Source organism: Sphaerisporangium fuscum, from assembly GCF_018531465.1.
Taxonomy (GTDB): Bacteria; Actinomycetota; Actinomycetes; order Streptosporangiales; family Streptosporangiaceae; genus Sphaerisporangium; species Sphaerisporangium fuscum.
Window position 1 is genome coordinate 221,835 of sequence record NZ_JAHDTF010000015.1, and the last position, 19,990, is coordinate 241,824.

At 70.9% G+C, this 19,990-nt stretch carries 19 protein-coding genes; 15 read left to right on the forward strand and 4 right to left on the reverse strand.

Annotated elements, in window-relative coordinates; all coding sequences use genetic code 11:
- Nucleotides 1-81 precede the first annotated feature (81 nt).
- Nucleotides 82-711, forward strand: a complete 630-nt coding sequence (locus tag KIK05_RS20095; protein WP_214412281.1) for a nucleoside/nucleotide kinase family protein — start codon at nucleotides 82-84, stop codon at nucleotides 709-711.
- A 105-nt stretch (nucleotides 712-816) separates the two neighbouring features.
- On the forward strand, nucleotides 817-2,676 hold the full coding sequence (gene asnB, locus KIK05_RS20100) for an asparagine synthase (glutamine-hydrolyzing) (protein ID WP_214412282.1): 1,860 nt from the start codon (nucleotides 817-819) through the stop codon (nucleotides 2,674-2,676).
- Between the two features lie 77 nt (nucleotides 2,677-2,753).
- On the opposite strand, the gene KIK05_RS20105 is transcribed toward asnB, so the two are convergent.
- Together KIK05_RS20105 and KIK05_RS20110 are read right to left on the reverse strand one after the other, a co-directional pair.
- Nucleotides 2,754-3,197: a hypothetical protein gene (locus KIK05_RS20105; RefSeq protein WP_214412283.1), complete on the reverse strand. Its 444-nt coding sequence runs from the start codon at nucleotides 3,195-3,197 to the stop codon at nucleotides 2,754-2,756.
- 61 nt (nucleotides 3,198-3,258) lie between these two features.
- Nucleotides 3,259-3,708 carry a Fur family transcriptional regulator gene (locus KIK05_RS20110; RefSeq protein WP_214412284.1) on the reverse strand — a complete coding sequence of 150 codons (450 nt, stop codon included), beginning with the start codon at nucleotides 3,706-3,708 and terminating at the stop codon, nucleotides 3,259-3,261.
- Between the two features lie 208 nt (nucleotides 3,709-3,916).
- On the opposite strand from KIK05_RS20110, the gene KIK05_RS20115 reads away from it, so the two are divergent.
- Nucleotides 3,917-4,402, forward strand: coding sequence for a hypothetical protein (locus KIK05_RS20115; RefSeq protein ID WP_214412285.1), 486 nt, complete (start codon nucleotides 3,917-3,919; stop codon nucleotides 4,400-4,402).
- Between the two features lie 15 nt (nucleotides 4,403-4,417).
- On the opposite strand, the gene KIK05_RS20120 is transcribed toward KIK05_RS20115, so the two are convergent.
- Together KIK05_RS20120 and KIK05_RS20125 are read right to left on the reverse strand one after the other, a co-directional pair.
- Nucleotides 4,418-5,011, reverse strand: a complete 594-nt coding sequence (locus KIK05_RS20120; RefSeq protein ID WP_214412286.1) for a DUF6461 domain-containing protein — start codon at nucleotides 5,009-5,011, stop codon at nucleotides 4,418-4,420.
- Between the two features lie 99 nt (nucleotides 5,012-5,110).
- Entirely contained in the window at nucleotides 5,111-6,937 is a 1,827-nt protein-coding gene (locus KIK05_RS20125) for a CASTOR/POLLUX-related putative ion channel (RefSeq protein ID WP_308250020.1), read from the reverse strand.
- Between the two features lie 508 nt (nucleotides 6,938-7,445).
- On the opposite strand from KIK05_RS20125, the gene lysS reads away from it, so the two are divergent.
- The 12 genes from lysS (at nucleotide 7,446) to KIK05_RS20185 (ending at nucleotide 19,955) form a co-directional block, all read left to right on the forward strand.
- Nucleotides 7,446-9,176, forward strand: a complete 1,731-nt coding sequence (gene lysS / locus KIK05_RS20130; protein WP_308250021.1) for a lysine--tRNA ligase — start codon at nucleotides 7,446-7,448, stop codon at nucleotides 9,174-9,176.
- Nucleotides 9,177-9,436: 260 nt separating this feature from the next.
- Nucleotides 9,437-11,230: an ABC transporter substrate-binding protein gene (locus KIK05_RS20135; RefSeq protein ID WP_214412288.1), complete on the forward strand. Its 1,794-nt coding sequence runs from the start codon at nucleotides 9,437-9,439 to the stop codon at nucleotides 11,228-11,230.
- The gene (locus KIK05_RS20140; protein WP_214412289.1) at nucleotides 11,227-12,264 is read left to right on the forward strand and encodes an ABC transporter permease; all 1,038 of its coding nucleotides are present in this window, start codon (nucleotides 11,227-11,229) and stop codon (nucleotides 12,262-12,264) included. Before KIK05_RS20135 ends, KIK05_RS20140 begins: the two co-directional genes overlap by 4 nt.
- The gene (locus tag KIK05_RS20145) at nucleotides 12,261-13,172 is read left to right on the forward strand and encodes an ABC transporter permease (RefSeq protein WP_214412290.1); all 912 of its coding nucleotides are present in this window, start codon (nucleotides 12,261-12,263) and stop codon (nucleotides 13,170-13,172) included. The genes KIK05_RS20140 and KIK05_RS20145 overlap by 4 nt, the downstream gene beginning before the upstream one ends.
- 4 nt (nucleotides 13,173-13,176) lie before the next feature.
- Entirely contained in the window at nucleotides 13,177-14,238 is a 1,062-nt protein-coding gene (locus KIK05_RS20150) for an ABC transporter ATP-binding protein (RefSeq protein WP_250563077.1), read from the forward strand.
- The gene (locus tag KIK05_RS20155) at nucleotides 14,235-15,242 is read left to right on the forward strand and encodes an ABC transporter ATP-binding protein (protein WP_214412291.1); all 1,008 of its coding nucleotides are present in this window, start codon (nucleotides 14,235-14,237) and stop codon (nucleotides 15,240-15,242) included. Before KIK05_RS20150 ends, KIK05_RS20155 begins: the two co-directional genes overlap by 4 nt.
- A complete protein-coding gene (locus tag KIK05_RS47060) occupies nucleotides 15,239-16,282 on the forward strand; it encodes a GNAT family N-acetyltransferase (RefSeq protein WP_308250022.1) in 1,044 nt (347 codons plus the stop codon). The genes KIK05_RS20155 and KIK05_RS47060 overlap by 4 nt, the downstream gene beginning before the upstream one ends.
- 49 nt (nucleotides 16,283-16,331) lie before the next feature.
- Complete coding sequence (gene murQ, locus KIK05_RS20165) at nucleotides 16,332-17,249, forward strand: N-acetylmuramic acid 6-phosphate etherase (RefSeq protein ID WP_214412292.1); 918 nt, start codon at nucleotides 16,332-16,334, stop codon at nucleotides 17,247-17,249.
- Nucleotides 17,250-17,305: 56 nt separating this feature from the next.
- Nucleotides 17,306-17,911 (forward strand): GNAT family N-acetyltransferase, encoded by a 606-nt coding sequence (locus KIK05_RS20170; protein WP_214412293.1) that lies wholly within the window; start codon nucleotides 17,306-17,308, stop codon nucleotides 17,909-17,911.
- Nucleotides 17,912-17,998: 87 nt separating this feature from the next.
- The gene (locus KIK05_RS20175) at nucleotides 17,999-18,355 is read left to right on the forward strand and encodes a DUF488 domain-containing protein (protein ID WP_214412294.1); all 357 of its coding nucleotides are present in this window, start codon (nucleotides 17,999-18,001) and stop codon (nucleotides 18,353-18,355) included.
- Nucleotides 18,356-18,601: 246 nt separating this feature from the next.
- Nucleotides 18,602-19,432, forward strand: a complete 831-nt coding sequence (locus KIK05_RS20180) for an SGNH/GDSL hydrolase family protein (protein WP_214412295.1) — start codon at nucleotides 18,602-18,604, stop codon at nucleotides 19,430-19,432.
- Nucleotides 19,433-19,583: 151 nt separating this feature from the next.
- Nucleotides 19,584-19,955: a hypothetical protein gene (locus tag KIK05_RS20185; protein ID WP_250563078.1), complete on the forward strand. Its 372-nt coding sequence runs from the start codon at nucleotides 19,584-19,586 to the stop codon at nucleotides 19,953-19,955.
- The last annotated feature ends 35 nt before the right edge of the window (nucleotides 19,956-19,990 follow it).

Genomic DNA, 19,990 nt, shown 5'->3' on the forward strand with positions numbered 1-19,990 from the left:
CCCGTGATCGGCGCTCCGTGCCGCGTCCGCCCGCGGGGAACGGCGTGAAAGTTTCGCGCGGAGATCCGCCAGGATGGACGTGTGGACGCACGCCCTGTCTCCCCCTCCGCGCTGATCGAGGAACTCGCCGACCGCGTGGCCGGGCGGCCCGCCGGCTCCTGGGTGCGGGTCGCGGTCGACGGGGCCCCGGCGGCGCGCCCGGCGGACCTCGCCGACGGCCTCGTCGGCCCGCTGCGCCTGCGCGGGCGGGAGGTCCTGCGCGTCTCGGCGTCCGACTTCCTGCGCCCCGCCTCGCTGCGCTTCGAGTACGGCCGTACCGACCCCGACGCCTTCTACGACGACTGGCTCGACTACGGCGCGCTGGCCCGCGAGGTGCTCGACCCCCTCGACCCGGACGGTTCGGGGAGGGTGCTGCCGAGCCTGTGGGACAGCACCGCCGACCGCGCCACCCGGGCGCCGTACGTCACCCTGCCGCGCGGTGGCGTGCTCCTGATGGACGGGGCGCTGCTGCTCGGCCGGTGGCTGCCGTTCGACGTGGCCGTGCACCTGTGGCTCTCGCCCGGCGCGCTCGCCCGGCGCACTCCGGACGACCAGAAGTGGACCTTGCCGGCCTACGCCCGTTACGAGGAGGAGGGGATGCCGTTCGACGTCGCCGACGTCGTCGTCCGGTGCGACGATCCCCGGCATCCCGCCGTCGTCACCGGCCTGTGAGGGCTCGGGCGGTCGCCGCCCGAAAGATGGTGTTATGTGCCTTTCTGGGCATATATGCGGTGGATAGCCGTTAGTCCTGCTTCCACGAGACACGAGGTCGTCGAGATGTGTGGAATCTGTGGGTGGGCCGACTTCGACCGCGATCTGACCGAGTCCAAGGACACCCTGCGCGACATGACCGAGACCATGGCCTGCCGGGGGCCTGACGACGAAGGGATGTGGATCTGCCCGCACGCCGCCCTGGGGCACCGGCGGCTCGCGATCATCGACATCGAGGGCGGCCGCCAGCCGATGATCGCCGAGGAGGACGGTGAGGTGCTGGCCGTCCTCACCTACAGCGGCGAGGTCTACAACTTCCAGGAGCTGCGCGCCGAGCTGTCCGCGCGGGGGCACAGGTTCCGCACCCGCAGCGACACCGAGGTCGTCCTGCGGGCCTACCTCGAATGGGGCGCCGATCTCGCCGCCCGCCTCAACGGCATGTACGCCTTCGCCATCTGGGACACCCGCACCGAGGAGCTCGTGCTCGTCCGCGACCGGCTCGGCATCAAGCCGCTCTACTACTACCCCACCCCCAGCGGCGTGATCTTCGGGTCGGAGCCGAAGGCGATCCTCGTCAACCCCCTCACCCAGCCCCACGTCGTCGACGCCGAGGGGATGAACGAGCTGATCGCCTTCGTCAAGACCCCCGAGTGCGGCATCTACCGGGGGATGTTCGAGGTCCGCCCCGGGGGCGTCGTGACCGTGAGCCGGCAGGGGGTCGCCAAGGACCGCTACTGGACGCTGGAGGCCCGCGAGCACCCCGACGACGTCGACACCACCGTCGGCACCATCCGGGGACTGCTGGACGACATCGTCCGGCGTCAGCTGATCTCCGACGTGCCGCTGTGCACGCTGCTGTCCGGCGGCCTGGACTCCAGCGCCGTCACCGCGCTGGCCGCCAGGGCCCTGAGCGAGCAGGGCGAGGGCAAGCTGCGCGCGTTCTCGGTCGACTTCGTCGGCTACGCCGAGAACTTCAGCCCCGACGAGATGCGCGACACCCCCGACACGCCGTACGTCCGCGACCTGGTGCGGCACCTGGAGCATCTCGGCGTCGAGCACCACGACATCGTCCTCGACTCGGCCGACCTGATGGACCCCGCCGTACGGGCCGCGGTGCTGCGGGCGCGCGACCTGCCGACCGGCATCGGGGACATGGACACCTCGCTCTACCTGCTGTTCAAGGCGATCCGCGGCCATTCGACCGTGGCCCTGTCGGGGGAGTCGGCCGACGAGGTCTTCGGCGGCTACCGCTGGTTCCACGACCCGGAGGCGGTGAACGCGGGCACCTTCCCGTGGCTGGCCTCGGTGGGCGGCCGGCGGTTCTCCGGCCTGGAGCTGGTCCTCTCCCGGGACGTCGCCCAGCGGCTCGACCTGCCCGGATACCGCGCGCGGCGCTACCACGAGGCTCTGGACGAGGTGCCGCGCCTGCCGGGCGAGAACGGGCACCAGGAGCGGATGCGCGAGGTGAGCTACCTGCATCTCACCCGGTTCGTGCAGATCCTGCTCGACCGCAAGGACCGCATGAGCATGGCCGTCGGCCTCGAGGTGCGGGTGCCGTTCTGCGATCACCGGCTCGTCGAGTACGTGTTCAACACGCCGTGGTCGATGAAGACCTTCGACGGCCGGGAGAAAAGCCTGCTCCGGGCGGCCACGGCCGACGTGCTGCCGCGTTCGGTGCTGGAGCGGCGCAAGAGCCCGTACCCCTCGACGCAGGATCCGGCCTACGAGAAGGCGCTGCGTGACGAGGCCGCCCGCCTGCTGGCCGCCGGGACGCTCGCCGCCGGGCCGTACATCGACCTGCAGAAGGTGCGCACCATGCTCGAACAGACCCAGCCCGGCAGCGACCCCGACGTCCGCAGCGCGCTGGAAGGGCTCCTCCAGTTCAACGCCTGGCTGGAGAAGTATCAGGTGCAGATCAGCCTCTGAAGGGCATCCGTGCCCGCTCGACGCCGATCTCTTCTCGGTGCGGGTGTGATCGCGGAGGCGGCCTGCGGAGAACGGCGCTAGGGAAGCCGGTCAGGGCAGGAGCTGACGCGTTCGAGGGCGTCGGCGATGCCCTTGCGCAGCATGTCGCCGTACGGCCCCTCGGGCAGGGCGCCGACGTGGTCGGCGGCCAGGTTGAAGTAGCGGGCGGCCTCGGGGAGGTCGCCCAGCAGCTCGTGGGACGCGCCCATGTTGAGGTAGAGCGAGGGGTAGAAGCCGCTGACGCGCTCGTCGCCGACGGCGTCGGCGTGGTGCAGGGAGACGGCGTTCCACAGCAGGGTCTCTTCGGCGGAATCCTGCTGGCGGGCGACGTAGTGTGCCGCGACGCAGGCGTCGAGGTCGTCCGTCCGCTCGGCCCACGCCTGGTCGAACAACCGCCGGGCCTCCTGCGGCCTGCCCTCGGCCTCCGCGCGCATGCCCTCGGCGCACAGCCTGACGACGGGGTTGTCGAGATCGAGCTCCACGGCTACCTCCTCTGTCCGGTCCCCAGCAGCCTAGGCCGGAGGACCGACAAACGCCGAGAGATCATTCGCGGGCTTGGGCGGCGCACTCGGGGCAGAGGCCGAACAGCTCCACGGTGTGGTCGACGTCGACGAAGCCCGCCTCGGCCGCGACCCGCTCGGCCCAGCGCTCCACGGCCTTGCCCTCGACCTCGACGCTGCGGCCGCACGACCGGCAGGTCACGTGGTGATGGTGGCTGACGGTCGCGCAGCGGCGGTAGAGGGTCTCCCCGCTCTCGTCGCGGATCGCGTCGACCACCTGGTCCTCGCTGAGCACCTGCAGATGACGGTAGACGGTGGTCAGCCCCACGCGCTCGCCCCGGCGGCGCAGCTCGGCATGGATCTCCTGGGCGCTGTGGAAACCGGTCAGCTTGCCGAGCACGGTGACGAGAGCCTCGGCCTGCCTGGTGCCTCTGACCCGGGTGCCCCGGGACTGCTCCAGTTGCTGCGGAGGCACAGGAGATTGCGACGTCATGCCGAGCCCCTCCCGCCGGTCTTCGCGTCCACTTCGCCACGACTTTCACCGCTGATACGAACATTACCAACGGACTCCCTTGTCCTTTCGCTCCACAGCGCGGAGACGGGGCCGGCGCGGGTCCGCGTACGCCGTGGGCTCCCCGGCGTGCGAATCTGGTGCGGGCGCCCCCGGCGCCCGCCCGCCCGATCACCGAGCCGAGGAGTCGATGAGCTTGTCCTGGCGTCACTTGCCCGAACCCGCGCGGTCGATCGCCGAGGGGACGGCCGAGGCCGTCGCGGCGGCCGGCTCGCGTGACCTGGAGGCGTTCCAGCAGGCGACGGCGCGGCTCGCGGCGCTGGGGCCCGGCCAGGTCGGCCTGGTGCTGGGCGAGGTCGTCAGATCGCTGCTCGAGGACCTGCATCATGGCGGCCTGGCCGCCGACGACGTGCAGGCGCTGGTGGAGCGGTGCACGCGGTCCGCCTCGGAGTGGCTCGACGGCGTGAGCCCGGATGTGCTGGTCATCCTGGTGGCCGGAGCCCTCGGCGTTCACCAGGCGGAGGTCGAGACGTTCGGCATCGACGCGGCGCAGGCGGCCCGGCACGGCGCGCTGCTGGTCGCCGACCTGATCGCCGTCTCGGGCCACTCGCTCAACGCCTGCCTGGGGGCGGTCTTCGCCGACATCGCCCGGGCCGAGGCCTCCGAGACCCCCTGAACCCCGCCCGCGAAATCAGTACAGGTGGCGGGCCGAGCCGACGAGGGCCGGCCTGCCGAGGTGCGCCGCCGTGACCCGCACGCCGGTGGCACGCTCGGCCAGGGCCATGGCGGCGAGCACCGGGTCGAACTCCTCGTCGTCGAGGCGGTCGTCGACGTCCTTCTCGTCGACGGGAATGCCGATCTCGCGCATCTGGTCGGCCAGCCGGTCGGGGGCGTCGCCCCAGCGCGAGTCGGGGCCGTCGGTCTCGAAGCCCGTGACCAGGCGGCCGTCGGCCGCGTACAGGAACTGCCGCTGGTCGTCCACGCCGAGGAACACCGTGGCCATGACGGTGCCGGCGGACAGCCGCCGGGTGACCTCGACGAGCGTGCCCATGCGGCCCCCGGCCTCGAGCAGGACGCTGCCGCCGACGGCGGGATACGCCGCGAGGGGATGCTCCTGAAGGCTCCACCCGGAGGGCTCGACGGGCTCGGCGGTGACGCCGACGCGGCGGAAGGCCTCTTCGGGGGACACCTGACGCACGAACAGCAGGCAGAACCCCGTGACGCATAAGCTCTCGCCGTACTTCTCGTCGAACCAGGCGTAGTCGGCCGCCGTCGCGCCACTCATGGGGGGAGGTCCTCTCGACGTTCCTTCACCCCGCGATCATTCCAGCCGCCACCGACAAAATCCCGGCCCCGCCCGCCCTGCCACGGCGCCGGATTCCCCTCAGGATTCGGCGAGGACGATGAGGCGGTCCTGGGCGGTGAGGGTGAGAGGGGACTCCTTGTCGGGGTTGAGAGTGACCCCGTAGTGGGGCGGGACCGCGGAGGTGCCGGCAAGGCGGTAACCCAGGGCGGTCTCCCCCCGGAGACGGGCGGCCTCGATGACGGTCGCGAAGTTGATCGTGCCGGGGGTGACGTACTCCTCGACCGGCTTGAGGTAGATGTCCGGGCCGCGATGGCTGAACAGCAGGTCGAACACCTGGGCGAGGTGGCGGTTCTCGGCGACCTGGGTGAGGAGCTGGCTGACCAGCTTGCTGCTGACCACGAAGTCGTCGGCCTCGGCCACCTCGGCGAGGACCCGGTTGCGCTCGTCGTTCATCTCGCTGACGATCGCGCCGGCCACCCGCATGTCGCGCAGGTGCAGCAGCGTGATCAGGGTGCGGGCGTCGGCCTTCTGGGCGTCGCAGGCGTCGTCGGACAGCACGATGACCTGGTCGTAACCGCCCACGTCCAGAGCCTCCAGCGCGGCACGGTTGGTGGTGTCGCACTCCCGGGCGTAGACGAGCATGCCGGGGACGGCGGGGAAGTCCTTCGTCTGGTCCCCCGCGAGGTGGATCTCCGATCCCGGCAGCAGGTAGTGGCCGAGCTCCTGGAGGATCCGCGCCCTGCGCCTGCTGGAGCCGAGCATGAGCATGCGGGAGGGACGCCGTTCGGCCGCCCCCGGCTCTCTGATCGCGTCGCGGTGGACGGCGGGAGCGGACGTGGCGAGGCGGATCTCGGAGTCATCGCGGGCGATCACGATCACCTGGTCGCCCTCTTCGATGAGGCCGTCCGTCGCCGGGTTGAGCTCGGCGGTGCCGTCCGCGCGCCGCACACCGAGCAGCGTGGCGGTGGCGTACGCGGTCAGCGCCTCGCCGTAGGTCCGGCCGACGAGGCCGGGCTCGGTCCTGAGGTAGATCTCGTCGCCCTCGAAGTTCAGCAGGTCGCTGTAGACGGCCGACAGCCCCGACTGCCGGCACGACTGCACGACCAGGCGGGCGGCGATGTCCTGGGAGTCGACCACCTCCACGTGGGACCCGCCGGCGATGCGCGCGACCGCCAGGTTGCCGCTGTCGCTGACCGCGGTGACGACCGGCGGGCGGGTGGCGGGCCAGTCGCGGTGGCTGAGCGCGAGCAAGGTCTTGATCAACTGGGAGTCCTCGGTGGGCAGCACCAGGATCGCGTGCGCGGAGGCGGGGCTGACGAGGTCCAGCGCGGAGGGCTCGGACGGATCGCCGGTGCGGCAGACGACGAGGGTCGTCCCGGTGTCGCCCAGCCGGGCGCGCAGGTCCTCCTCCATCTCGATCTTGTCGCGCGGGGCGAGGACGGCGATGATCGACCGTTTCTCGCTCGCCTTCGCGGTGACGAGCTCCCGGATGATCGAGTAGATCTCGTCCGACCAGCCGAGGATGACGGTGTGCCCGTTCTCCACCACCCGGGAGCGGCCCTTGCGCAGGCCTTCGAGCTTGGCCTCCAGGCCGGTGGTGAGCACGCCCACCAGTGCGCTGACGATGAACAGGCCGCCGATGGTGACGACGAGCATCATGAAGACGAAGAACCAGTTGCCGCCGTCGCCGGCCACGGTGCCGGTGTCCATCGCGTGCAGCAGGCTCTGCCAGGCGACCTCGAACCAGCCGAGCGCTCCGGCGTCCTTCCCGGCGGCGAAGGGCGTCGCCAGCAGGGTGACGAAGACGATCAATGCGGTGGAGGCCACCGCCAGCCAGCCGATGAGGGCCGGGGTGCCCTTGGACATCGTGTTGTCGAACCAGTAACGCAGACGATCGCGAGACACCTTTGTTCGCCGCCTCTGAATGTTTGCCCTTTTTGTGGCAGTTTGCGGACTGGTCATGGGGCGGGAGCATAAGACAGCTCGCCAAAGGGCACAACTGGCGGTGATCTCGGCGGTGAAGCCGCCTCACCCGCTGGACGGAACGAGGTTCGGCGCCGAACGAACAGGCTGCTCAGCGGCTATATCCGTAAAAAAGCAGAAATGTTTGCCCGCGGTGGGGCGGGCGGCGAGAATGGCGGCGGGAAACGACGGAGAAGCCGCCGGCCCGGCGAAAAGCTTCCCGGCGATGAATGAGGAGACCGCCTCCGCATGGGGAGGGTGAGTCGGCCCCGCCGTACTTCCACGGCGCCGCCTGCCATGAGCTCCCGTCGCGGTCGGTGATCTTAGCATCCAGCCGCTCACGCGCGCGGGGCCCCGCCCCTCCCGGAGGATGTCCACAGGCGCCCCGCCGATTGCACGGGTCACTGCGGCGGTCCGGGACAATGGAGGCGTCAGGCTTTCGAGGAAGGATGTGCCCATCGTGGCTATGAGCGCCGAGGCCGACTGGGTCTCACGATTCGCGGACGAGGTCATCGCCGAAGCGGAGCGTCGCGCGCCCGGCAAACCGATCGTCTGCGCTTCGGGCCTCAGCCCGTCCGGCCCCGTCCACCTCGGCAACCTCCGCGAAGTGATGACGCCCCACCTGGTGGCCGACGAGATCCGCCGCCGGGGTCACGAGGTCGTCCACATCATCTCCTGGGACGACTACGACCGCTTCCGCAAGGTGCCCGCCGGCATCGACTCGTCCTGGTCGGAGCACATCGGCAAGCCGCTGACCTCGGTGCCCGCCCCGCCCGGCAGCACCTACCCCAACTGGGCCGAGCACTTCAAGGCGCCGATGATCGCGGCCCTGGCCGAGCTGGGCGTGGAGTTCCACGGCATCAGCCAGACAGCCCAGTACACCTCGGGCGCGTACCGCGAGCAGATCCTGTTCGCGATGCGCGAGCGTGAGCGCATCGACGCGATCCTCGACCGCTACCGCACCAAGGCCAAGCCGGCCGCCAAGAAGCCGCAGCAGAAGCTCGACGAGGCCGACGCCGCCGCCGCGCAGGCCGCCGAAGAGGGGTCCGGCGCCGCCGCCGAGGACGACGGCAAGGCGGCCGCCGGCTACTTCCCGTACAAGCCCTACTGCTCGGTCTGCGAGCGCGACTTCACCACCGTCACGGCGTACGACGACGAGACCACCGAGCTGTCCTACACCTGCGCCTGCGGCCACGAGGAGACCGTGCGGCTGTCGGAGCACGACCGCGGCAAGCTCGTGTGGAAGGTCGACTGGCCGATGCGCTGGGCGTACGAAGGGGTCGTCTTCGAGCCCTCCGGCGTCGACCACCAGTCTCCGGGCTCGTCCTGGACGGTCGGCGGCCACATCGTGAAGGAGATCTTCGGGGCCGAGCAGCCGATCGGCCCGATGTACGCCTTCGTCGGCATCAGCGGCATGCCGAAGATGAGCAGTTCCAAGGGCGCGGTGCCGACCGCCGCCGACGCGCTGGAGATCATGGAGGCGCCGCTGCTGCGCTGGCTCTACGCGCGCCGCCGGCCCAACCAGTCGTTCAAGGTCGCCTTCGACCAGGAGATCCAGCGGCTGTACGACGAGTGGGACGCCCTGGAGCGCAAGGTCAGGGACGGCTCGGCGCTGCCCGCCGACCAGGCCGCCCACGCCCGCGCGATCTCCACCGCGCGGGGCCCGCTGCCGTCCACGCCCCGGCCGCTGCCGTACCGCACGCTGGCCTCGATCGTCGACGTGACCACCGGCGACCCGGAGCAGACGCTGCGCATCCTGCGCGACCTCGACCCGGAGAACCCCATCACCTCCCTCGACGAGACCCGGCCGAGGCTCGACCGCGCCGAGCGGTGGATCGACACCCAGGTCCCGGCCGAGCAGCGCACCCGCGTCCGCGAGGAGCCCGACACCCGGCTGCTGGCGTCCCTGGGAGACCGCGAGCGCGAGTCGCTGGGGCTGCTGCTGGAGAGGCTCGACGACCACTGGTCGATCGAGGGGCTCACGGAGCTGGTGTACGGCGTGCCGAAGGTCCAGGCCGGGCTGGCTCCCGACGCCAAGCCGACGCCCGAGCTCAAGGTCGCGCAGCGTGAGTTCTTCGCCCTGCTCTACACCTTGCTGGTCGGCCGTGACACCGGTCCCCGCCTGCCCACCCTGCTGCTGGCCGTCGGCGCCGACCGCGTCCGCAAGCTGCTGGCCGTCTAGCCGCCCGCCCCGCTCCCGGCTCGAGGGAGCAGGGCTCCGAACCATGTGAGGGCCGCCACCCACCTGGGTGGCGGCCCTCACATTTTCGGCCGTCCGGAGGGGCGCCGTCGCATGCGGGGCAAGGGATTCGGACACATCGTCGCAGGTAGACGGCTTGGTAAAAATTAGCTTCATGGTAGTGTGTGAGCCAGAAAAAAATTGACCACCCTGCCCTGGCGCCCGTATGGTCCTGGCAATCGGGGACCTGGAGAGCACACTTCATGAAGCGACTCGCAGTGATCGCGGTTCTGGCGGCGATCGCCACAGCAGCCACTGCCTGCGGCACCACGGAGGCGACCGGCACCGCCGGTCCGGGCGGCATCTACACCACGATCGACGGCTCGAAGCAGATCGACGCCGCCGCGCCGATCAACCCGTTCAACCCGCAAGGCAGCACCTTCGCCGGCTACGACGCCATGTCGCTGGCCTGGCCCAAGAACGACCTGACCGACCCCAACCAGTTCTATCCGGGCATCGCCCGCAGCTGGACCACCACGCCCGACCAGGGCGAGGTGGTCATCCACCTGCAGCCGAACGCCCGCTGGTCCGACGGCAGGCCCGTGACGAGCGAGGACATCCGTACGTCCATCGGCCTGGCCTACACCCAGGGCGGCAGCGCGTACACCGTGAACGCCGGGACGGCGGGCGCGGCGGCCGACTTCCAGATCATGGACGCCAAGACCATCAAGATCGCCCAGGGCAGCAACCGCAGCAACACCTTCCTGCGCAACATCCTGTCCACGATCGTCGTCCCCGCCCACGTGTACGGCTCGCTGCTGCCGGCCGACTTCTGGGCCACGCTGAAGGCCGCCCGGGGCACCGGCCCCGCGGCCGACAAGGCCAAGTCCGAGATCTCCGGGCTGTCGCAGAAGGTCATCGCCTTCGCGCCGAAGCAGGACGTCTCGGCGGGCCCGTTCGTGCTGGAACGTATCAACCCCGGCGCGGCCCTGCTGAAGAAGAACCCCTACTTCTACGACGCCGGCAAGATCGCGCCCGCCAAGGTCAAGGTCCTCAACTACACCGGCAACGAGCAGATCTGGAACTACCTGGTCTCCGGCAAGCTCGACAGCGCGCCGTTCACGGCCGTGCCCGCCGCGGTGATGGAGCGCATCAAGCAGGCCCCCGGCAACGAGATCCGCAAGGGGTACTCGCCGGTGGCCGCGTCGCTGGCGTTCAACCAGGCGCACAAGCCGTACGACAACGTGCACGTGCGCCGCGCGCTCGCCTACCTCATCGACCGCGCCCAGGTCACCAGGATCGCCTCACCGGAGGCCGGCACGCCGTCGGTGACCACGACCGGCATCCACGGCAGCGCCGCCAAGGCCTGGCTCGGCGACGGGCTCGGCTCCCTGGACGCCTACAAGGTCGACCCGGCCAAGGCCGAGCAGGAGCTCAAGGCCGCCGGCATGGTGAAGAGGAACGGCGTGTGGGCGATGCCCGACGGCAAGCCGTGGAAGCTGCAGGTCCATGTGCCCGCGTCGTTCTCCGACTGGGTGGCCGCGGCCAAGTCGATCACCAGCCAGCTGAACGACCACGGCATCGACGCCAGTGTCGTCACCTCGGCCGACTACGTCCTTTACCTCAGCGAACTGGCGTCCGGGAAGTACGACGTAGGCTTTTGGCTGATGGCGCTCGGCCCGTCGTCGTACAACATCTACCAGCGCCTCTACGGCTCGGCCAACGGCTGGTCGCTGCTCGCCGGACGGCTGCGGCACTCCTCGCCGGGCAAGGACGGCAACTGGATGGGCGGCCCCGAGACCATCGACGGGGTGAACCCGGGTGAGCTCACCAACAAGCTCAACCTCGCCTCGCCCGACGAGCAGAAGCGGATCGTGGCCACGCTCGCGAAGCTGACCAACCAGCAGCTGCCCGTCATCCAGCTCTACGACTACGTCAACACCCAGTTCGTCAATTCCACCCGCTACACCGGCTGGCCGCCGGCGGGCAGTGAGGCGCTGCGGCTCCCGGCCGGCGTGTGGATGCAACTCGGAATGATCAGGAAAAAGCAGGCATGAAGCTATTCGCGGTCCCGGACGGCAGCCGGGTCAAGGCGGTGACACGACGCCTGGCGGGCCACCTCGCCCGCGGACTGGTCATGATCTGGGTCGTCACCACGATCAGCTTCGTGATCATCCGCAACATCCCCGGCGACCCGGTCCTCGGGCAGTACGAGACGCTGATCGAGAAGGGCATGTCCCCCGAACAGGCCGAACGTGCGACGGCGGCCCTGTACGGGTTCCTGCCCACCGGCAGTCTGTGGGAGCAGTACCTCGACTACCTCAAGTCGCTGGCCCACCTCGACCTCGGGCAGTCGCTCAGCACGCCCGGCACCGAGGTGGTCACGCTGATCGGCTCGGCGATGAAGTGGACCGTGCTGCCCGTCCTCGGCGGCACCCTGCTGAGCTTCGTGCTCGGCGTGACCCTCGGCGTGTACGCGGGCATCAAGCGGTCCGGCAAGCTCGGCGACCTGCTGTCGATCTCCGGCTCGCTGCTGCACGGCGTGCCGCAGTACGTCATCGGCCTGCTCGTCCTGGCGATCTTCACGACGCTGTGGCCGATCCTCCCGCCGGGCGGACCGGTCGACGTCGAGTACGTGCCGGGCCTCAACGGCGGCTACCTCGCCTCGCTCGTCCAGCACGCCACCCTGCCCGTGCTGACGTACGCCCTGGCCAGCTACGGCGGCTGGGTGCTGGCGATGAAGTCGAGCGTGGCCACCGTGCTGGGCGACGACTTCATCCTGGCGGCCGAGCTGCGCGGGCTCACGCGGGGCCTGCTGTTCAGGTACGTCGCCCGCAACGCGATCCTGCCGCTGTTCACGATCCTCGCGCTGTCGCTCGGCATGCTGTTCGGCGGCGCCATCTTCATCGAGCGCATCTTCAACTACCCCGGCCTCGGCCTGCTGCTGGTCAACAGCATCGGCGCCCGCGACTACGCCCTGATGGGCGGCACCTTCCTGGTGACCACGGTGGCGATCATCGTGGCCAACATCGCGGCCGATCTGTTCTACGCGGTGATCGACCCCCGGGTCCGGACCGGAGGTACGGCATGAGCGTCGCGATCCTTCAGGAAGGCATGGGCGGCGGCAGGCGCGCCACCCTGCGGCGCAACTTCTGGCGCGGCGTGGGCCGCGTGCTGCGCCGCAAGCCGAGCCGCATCGTCGGCGTGGCGATCGTCGCGCTGTTCGCCCTGATGGCGGTGTTCGGGCCGATGCTGTACCCCGCCCACCTGCCCCGGGACAACAACGCGCTGTACGCGCCGCCGAGCCTGCAGCACCCCTTCGGCACCGACTTCGAGGGGACCGACGTGCTCGCGCTGGTGGTCACCGGCTCGCGGTACGTCATCCTCACCGGTCTCGCCACGGCCGTCATCACGGTGGCCCTCGGCACGGCGCTCGGCCTGATCGCGGGCTTCCACCGGGGGCGCTGGGACACCGCGCTCATGCGGCTCACCGACCTGCAGCTGACCATCCCCGGTCTGCCGCTGCTGCTGGTGCTGTCGACGGTCTGGAAGTTCAACGGGCCGCTGGAGATGGGCCTGGTGCTCGGCCTGCTCGGCTGGGGCGGCGTCGCGCGGGCCGTGCGCTCGCAGACCCTCTCGCTGCGCGAGCGCGGCTTCATCGAGGCCGCCAAGGGGCTCGGGCTGTCGAACACGCACATCATCGTGCGCGAACTGCTGCCCAGCATGGCGCCGTACATCGCGATGAACGTGCTCATCGCCGTGACCGGGGCGATCTACGCCCAGGTCGGTCTGTTCTTCCTCGGCGTCCTGCCGTTCGACTCCAACAACTGGGGCGTGATGCTGAACCTCGCCGTCTTCGGCGGCGGCGCGCTGACCAGCGCGGCCGCGCTGCCGTACCTGCTGGCCCCGCTGCTGGCCATCCTCCTGCTCACGCTCGGCATCGTGCTCATCGTCGACGCGATGGACGAGATCTTCAACCCGCGGCTGCGTGAGGAGTAACCGGTTGATCATCAACTCTCCGCGCCGGACGGCCGGTCCGGCCACGGCGGCGCCGGTCGCACGGCGGACGCCCCCCGGCGTGCGCGTGCGCGATCTCACGGTGGTCTACAAGACCCCGCTCGGTGAGCTGCCGGCCCTCGGCCGCGTCAACCTCACCATCGAGCCCGGGACGATCACCGGCATCGTCGGCGAGTCCGGGTCGGGCAAGTCCACGCTCGCGCTGTCGCTGCTGAACGCCGTCCAGCCGCCCGGCCGCATCGCCGGGGGCAGCGTCGAGATCGACGGCCTCGGGGACGTGCTGCGCCTCGGCGGGGACGACCTGCGCCGGGCACGCGGCCGGCACCTCGGCTACGTCTTCCAGGCCGCCCAGAACTCCCTCAACCCGCTCAAGACGGTCGGCAAGCAGCTCCTCGACCTCGGCCGTTCCCACGGTGTGGAGGACCTGCGGGCCCTCGTCCGCGACGCCAAGGCCCTCCTGGAGCGCATGGGTCTCGACGGCGCCCGCGTGCTGGACTCCCACCAGCACGAGCTGTCCGGCGGGATGCGCCAGCGGGTGGGCATCATGCTCGCCCTGGTGCTCAACGCCCAGCTGGTGATCCTCGACGAGCCCACCACGGCCCTCGACATGATCACGCAGGCCACCATCCTGCGCATCGTGCGCGAGGTCCACAAGGAGCGCGGACTGACGACCCTGATGGTCACCCACGACATCGGGTGCGCCGCGGAGGTCACCGACAACCTGGCCGTGATGTACGGCGGGCGCGTGGTCGAGCACGGCCCGACGATGGAGGTGCTCGGCCGTCCCCGCCACCCCTACACCCAGGGCCTGATCCGGGCGATCCCGCGGCTGTCCGGCGACATCGCCGAGGCGCGGGCGCTGCCCGGGCGTCCGCCCACGCTCGGCACGCTCCCGAAGAAGGGCTGCGTCTTCGCCGAGCGCTGCCCGCTGCGCATGGACGTCTGCGTGGAGGCGGAGCCCCGTCCGGTCACCCGTGACCGCAGGACGGTGGCCTGCCACGCCGTCGAACGACCGGCGTCTACCGTGGAAGAGGAGGAGTGGGCGTGATCACAGGCACCGGCATCACCAAGACCTACCGGCAGCGCGGGGACGTCCTCGGCGCGCGCGAGGTGCGCGCGCTGCGCGGCGTCGACTTCGCCGTTCCGAAGGGCGGGGCGGTCTCCTTCATCGGGGAGTCCGGGTGTGGCAAGACCACGCTGGGGCGCATCGTCGCCGGTCTGGAGACCTACGACTCCGGCGAAGTCGTCATCGACGGCACGCCGATGTCGGGGCTGCGGCACAAGCAGCGGCAGCGGTACTTCCGCAAGATCCAGCTGATCCACCAGGACCCGTACTCCGCGCTCAACCCCAACCGGACGATCCACCAGACCCTGCAGGCGCCGCTCGCGCTGCGCGCCCGCCAGACGGGCCGTCCCGCCTCCTGGATGGACGAGCGCGCCGAGGAACTGCTCACCCTGGTCGGCATCGACCCCGGGTACGCCCTGGGCCGCTACCCTCACCAGCTGTCGGGTGGCATGCGCCAGCGCGTGGTGATCGCGCGGGCGCTGACCGTCGACCCCGAGATGCTGGTGGCCGACGAGTCGGTGTCCATGATCGACGTCTCCATGCGGCTGAGCATCCTGGGACTGCTGAAGGACCTGCGTGAGCGACTCGGGGTGAGCGTGCTGTTCATCACCCACGACATCGCCACCGCCCGGTACATCGGCGACGACAGCGAGCTCTACGTGCTCTACCGCGGCCAGGTCGTGGAGCGGGGGGACACCGAGACGATCATCTCGGGCCCGGTCCACCCGTACACCCAGGCGCTGCTGTCGGCGATCCCCGTCCTGCACGGCCTGGAGAGGCCGGGCCCGGAGCGCGTGGTGCCCACCGAGGCGCTCAACGCGCGCCAGTCCGAGGCCGGATGCCTGTTCGCGAGCAGGTGCCCGTTCCGCGTCGACCGCTGCGAGGCCGAGACCCCGCACCTGATGCAGGCCGGATCCGCGGGACACGAGCACGCCTGCTTCCGGCCCCAACGTCGCAGCGTGATCCCGGAGGAGGCGGTGGCGTGACGGGCGCCGGAGCCCGTGCGCGGCGCGGGCGCCGCGGGGCGTCCGAGATCCGGGCCGCGAGCCCGGACGAGCTGACCGGCGTCCGCGACACCGCGCGGGCGGCGCTCGCGCTGGACGCCGCGGACGTGCCGCTGCTGGTGTCGCGCCTGGCCGCCCCTCCCGAGGGACGGCAGTGGGCCGCGCTGGTGACCCCCGGCCTCGAAGGGGTCGCGTTCGTCTCGACCTCGTGGAGGACCGAGGGGGTCGGCTGCGTCGACCTGCTCGCCGTGGACCCCCACGCGCAGGGCCAGGGGATCGGACGCGCGCTGGTCACGGCCGCCGAGGAGTGGCTGCGCGAGCGGGGCGTCCGCGAGGCGCGCCTGGCGGGCAACCCTCCCTGCTACGCCTGGCCGGGCATCGACGTGCGCTACACGGCGGCGGCCTGCCTGGCCGAGAGCCTCGGCTACGAGAGATACCGCACCGCCTTCAACATGACCGTCGACCTCACGGGCTACCTCCCGTCCGGCGCGGAGCCCGTCTGGGACATCGCGGGGGGCACCGGTGTGACCGGTGGCGTCGAGGTCGGCTTCGGCTTCGCCGCCGGCGTGCCGCCGACGGGGGAGGGGCCGGAGGTCCCGGCAGGCGCGGTGTCGTACGAGCAGGAGCTGGCCAGTCTGGCCTCCGCCGGCGTCGCCGTGCGCACGGCCCTTCCCGACGAGCGGGAGGCCGTCGTCGAGTTCGCCCGCGAGCACTGGAACGACAACTGGGCCTGGGAGGTCTCCCAGGCGACCGGCTGCCACTACGCCGTCCGAGGAGGCGAGATTCTCGGTTTCGCCTCCTGGGGGAGCCGGCCGTGCTGGTTCGGCCCCATGGGCACGGCCGAGGCGGCGCGCGGGCTCGGCGTCGGCAGGGTCCTGCTGCGGCGGTGCCTGCAGGAGCAGGCGGCGACGGGGCAGCGCAGCACCCAGATCGGCTGGGTGGACCCGTGGCGGTTCTACGCCAGGACCGTCGGGGCCCGCGTGGAGCGCGTCTTCTGGCTCTACCGCCGGTCACTCGCGTGACCCGGCGCCAGGCACATCATTTGACGATCCCCCCGGAATATGAGGAGTCATGACCCAATCTCCTGTGGTCCTCGCCACGACCGAGCAGAGCGATCCGCGCTACCGCCAGATCGACAGGCTGCCGACCGACGAGATCGCGCGATTGATGAACGCCGCGGACTCCACGGTGCCGGCGGCGGTCGCCGCCGCCGTCCCGCAGATCTCCGCCGCGATCGACGAGATCGCCGCGCGGATGCGGCAGGGCGGGCGGCTGCTGTACGTCGGCGCCGGCACGTCCGGACGGCTGGCGGTGCTGGACGCCTCGGAGTGCCCGCCGACCTTCGGCACCGACCCTGAGGTGGTGCGGGGCATCATCGCGGGCGGTCCCGCGGCGCTGACCCGCTCGGTCGAGGGCGCCGAGGACGACGCCGAGGCGGGGGCCGCGGCGATCCGGGAGCAGGGTGTCGGGCCGCTGGACTCGGTGGTGGGCATCTCGGCCAGCGGCCGGGCCCCGTTCGTGGTGGCCGCTGTGACGGAGGCGCGCCGGCTGGGCGCGCTGACCGCAGGCCTGTCGTGCAACACCGGGGTGCCGCTGTCGGCTGCCGCCGACCACCCGATCGAGGTGATCGTCGGGCCGGAGGTCGTCACCGGGTCGACGCGGCTGAAGGCCGGCACCGCGCAGAAGCTGGTGCTCAACATGATCTCGACGATCTCGATGATCAAGTGCGGGCGCACCTTCGGGAACTACATGATCGAGGTGTCCGCCAGCAACACCAAGCTGGTCGACCGGGCCGCCCGCATCGTCGGCGAGATCACCGGCGCCGACCTCGCCGTCGCCCGCCGCACGCTGGAGGCGGCGGGGCACGAGGTGAAGACGGCGGTCGTGATGATCACCCGTGACCTCGACGCGGACGAGGCGCGCCTGCTGCTCGCGGCCTACGACGACCGGCTCGACCTCGTGCTGGAAGCCCGCGAGCAGACCGCCTGATCGTCCCGAGGCCCTGGCCGGTGACCGGAGGACCGGACCGGGGATAATCGGCGGACGTGTCCCATCTGATCGATCTGGTGTGGCCTGACGAGGCCGACGACGTCCTGCGTGACCAGGTGCACCGTCTGGTGCACGACGTGGTGGAGGCCGGCGGCGCGGTCGGCTACCTCGAGCCGCCCGGCCGCGGGGAGACCGACGCCCTGCTCGACGGCGTGCTGGCCGGCGTCCACCGCGGCGAGGCGGCGCTGGCCCTGGCGCGGGTGGACGGCACCGTCCAGGCGATGGCGCTGTGGCGGCGGATGCCCGGGCACGTCTTCCGGCGCGCCGCCGAGGTGGGGAAGGTCATGGCCCACCCGTCGGCGCGCGGGCTCGGGCTCGGCCGCCTGGTCGTGGCGGCCGTCGTGGACAGCGCCCGCGCGGCGGGGGTGGAGACGCTGACGCTCGGGGTGCGCGGCAACAACTACGGCGCCATCGAGCTGTACGAGGAGCTCGGCTTCCGCGAGTGGGGCAGGCTGCCCAACGTGATCGAGGTGGGGCACGAGCGCTTCGACCAGGTCCGCATGTACGTCGATCTGGGCAGGGCCCCGGGGGTCGTGCTGCGCGGCTCGGCGCCGGGCGGCCCCGGGTCCTCCCCGAGCCGCCTGCGCGGCCGGGCGTCCTAGCCCCGTTTCTCGACAGGGCGGACCTGGAGTCGGGAGCCGCCGGGCAGGGCATATCTCCCGGTGAGCGGTCCGGCATGAGGAGGGGAGATGGCCGTACGGATGCGCCGCGTCTACGAGGACGCCTCCGCGGACGACGGGACGCGCGTGCTGGTCGACCGCCTGTGGCCGCGCGGGGTGCCGAAGGAGGCCGCGCACGTCGACGAGTGGCTCAAGGACGTCGCGCCGTCCAACGAGTTGCGCACCTGGTTCGGCCACGATCCCGCCAGATTCGAGGAGTTCAGGCAGCGCTACCTCGCCGAGCTCGACGACACCGCCCGGCGTGACGCGCTGGAGCGGCTTCGCGAGCTGGTGCGGCGGGGGCCGGTGACGTTGATCACCTCGACGAAGGACGTCGCGCACAGTAATGCCGCCGTTCTGGCCGACATCCTCGGCGGGACCGTCTGAAACCGGCGAGGCGGGCGTAAAAGTCCGGTGTGGATCGCGGGTAAATCCTGAGGTTCGGCGGCGAGAGGAGTAGCTTCTCTCAGCGTGTCTTCAGGGCAGGTTTACCACTCGCCCAGCCGTCTGGTGCACCATAGCTGGGTGTCTTCTCCCTATAAGAGCGACATAACCGTACATAACCGACATCCTCGGAGAGCCGCGAGGATCGCGCGGCAGGCGCGGTTCCGTGTGGGAGTGACGCTGCTCGCCATGATCGCGATCCTGGGGGTGCTGCTCGACGTCACCATGGCGCACGTCGTGCAGAGCGACACGGTGGTGGAGACCGTGTCGAAGCCCAGGCCGCCCGCCGCGGCGCACACCGGCGCGCACGCCGGCACCAAGAGGTCCGGCGCGCGCGACTCCGGGGCCGTGCGCAAACTCGTGGCGCTGGGCGACTCGGTCCCGGCCGGTTCCGCCTGCGACTGCACCACCTACGTCTCACTGATCGGCGAGGCCCTGGCCGCCAGGCAGGGCGTCGAGGTCGACGCCAAGAACCTCGCCGCGGCCGGGCTCACCACCCAGGGGCTGCTCGACCAGCTGGAGGACGATTCGGCGCGGCAGGCCCTGGTCGCCGCCGATCTGACCATCATCACCATCGGAGCCAACGACTTCGACAGCAGCACCATCCAGGACGACGACTGCGCGGCGAGCAGCGGGCTGTCGTGCTACAAGGACGAGCTGGCGCAGCTGCGCGCCAACATGGACGCCATCCTGACCAAGGTCCGCCGCCTGCAGGGGCACCAGGGCAGCCGGATCGTCGTCACCGGCTACTGGAACGTCTTCATGGACGGCGCCCCCGCGCGCGCCGAAGGGGACAAGTACGTCACCAACAGCGACAAGCTCACCCGGGCGGTGAACGACACCCTCGCCGCCTCCGCCGACGCCGTCGGCGCGCGCTTCGTCGACCTCTACACCCCCTTCAAGGGCGACGGCGGCACCCGGGACGACACCTCGCTGCTCGCCGACGACGGCGACCACCCCGACGCCAGCGGGCACCGGGTGATCGCCCGCGAGGTCCTCGCGGCCCTGGCCACCGCCTGACATCGGGCGAAGCCGTTCTTTGCCGAAGAATTCCCCCGCCGGGAGTTTCTCCGGAACGGCCGCTCCTTTTTCCGTTTCCCCCAGGTGAAGAATGCGGCCCGCCCCGTGATGGGGAAGGTGCGGCGGGTTATCGTTGGGCAAGGGGGAGAACATGCTGAAGCGAATATGCGCCATTGCCGCGCTGCTCGTGGTCACCGGGGCGGGCCTGCTCGTCATGCCGGGCGCCGGGGCCGACGCCACGGCGAAGCGGAGGACGACGGTCAGCAGGAATCAATACAATATCCTGATCAACCAGTGCCGGTATGCCAACAGCGTCACGCTGCGCAAGAAATGCCGGGCCTACGTGCGGAAGCACTATCGCATCGGCAAGTGGAATCCCGATCTCGACTGCCGCACCTATTCCGGAATCACGGTGTGCGGCAAGCTCATGCTCAGCAGGAGAGAACGCCGGTGTGTCACCCTCATGGTGCGGGCCGGCCTGACGCGGCGGCGCGCCGAGGTCGAGTGCTACGCCTTCGTCTGAGGGGCACCCCCGAGGTTTGCCGCCCTCGGCCTGGG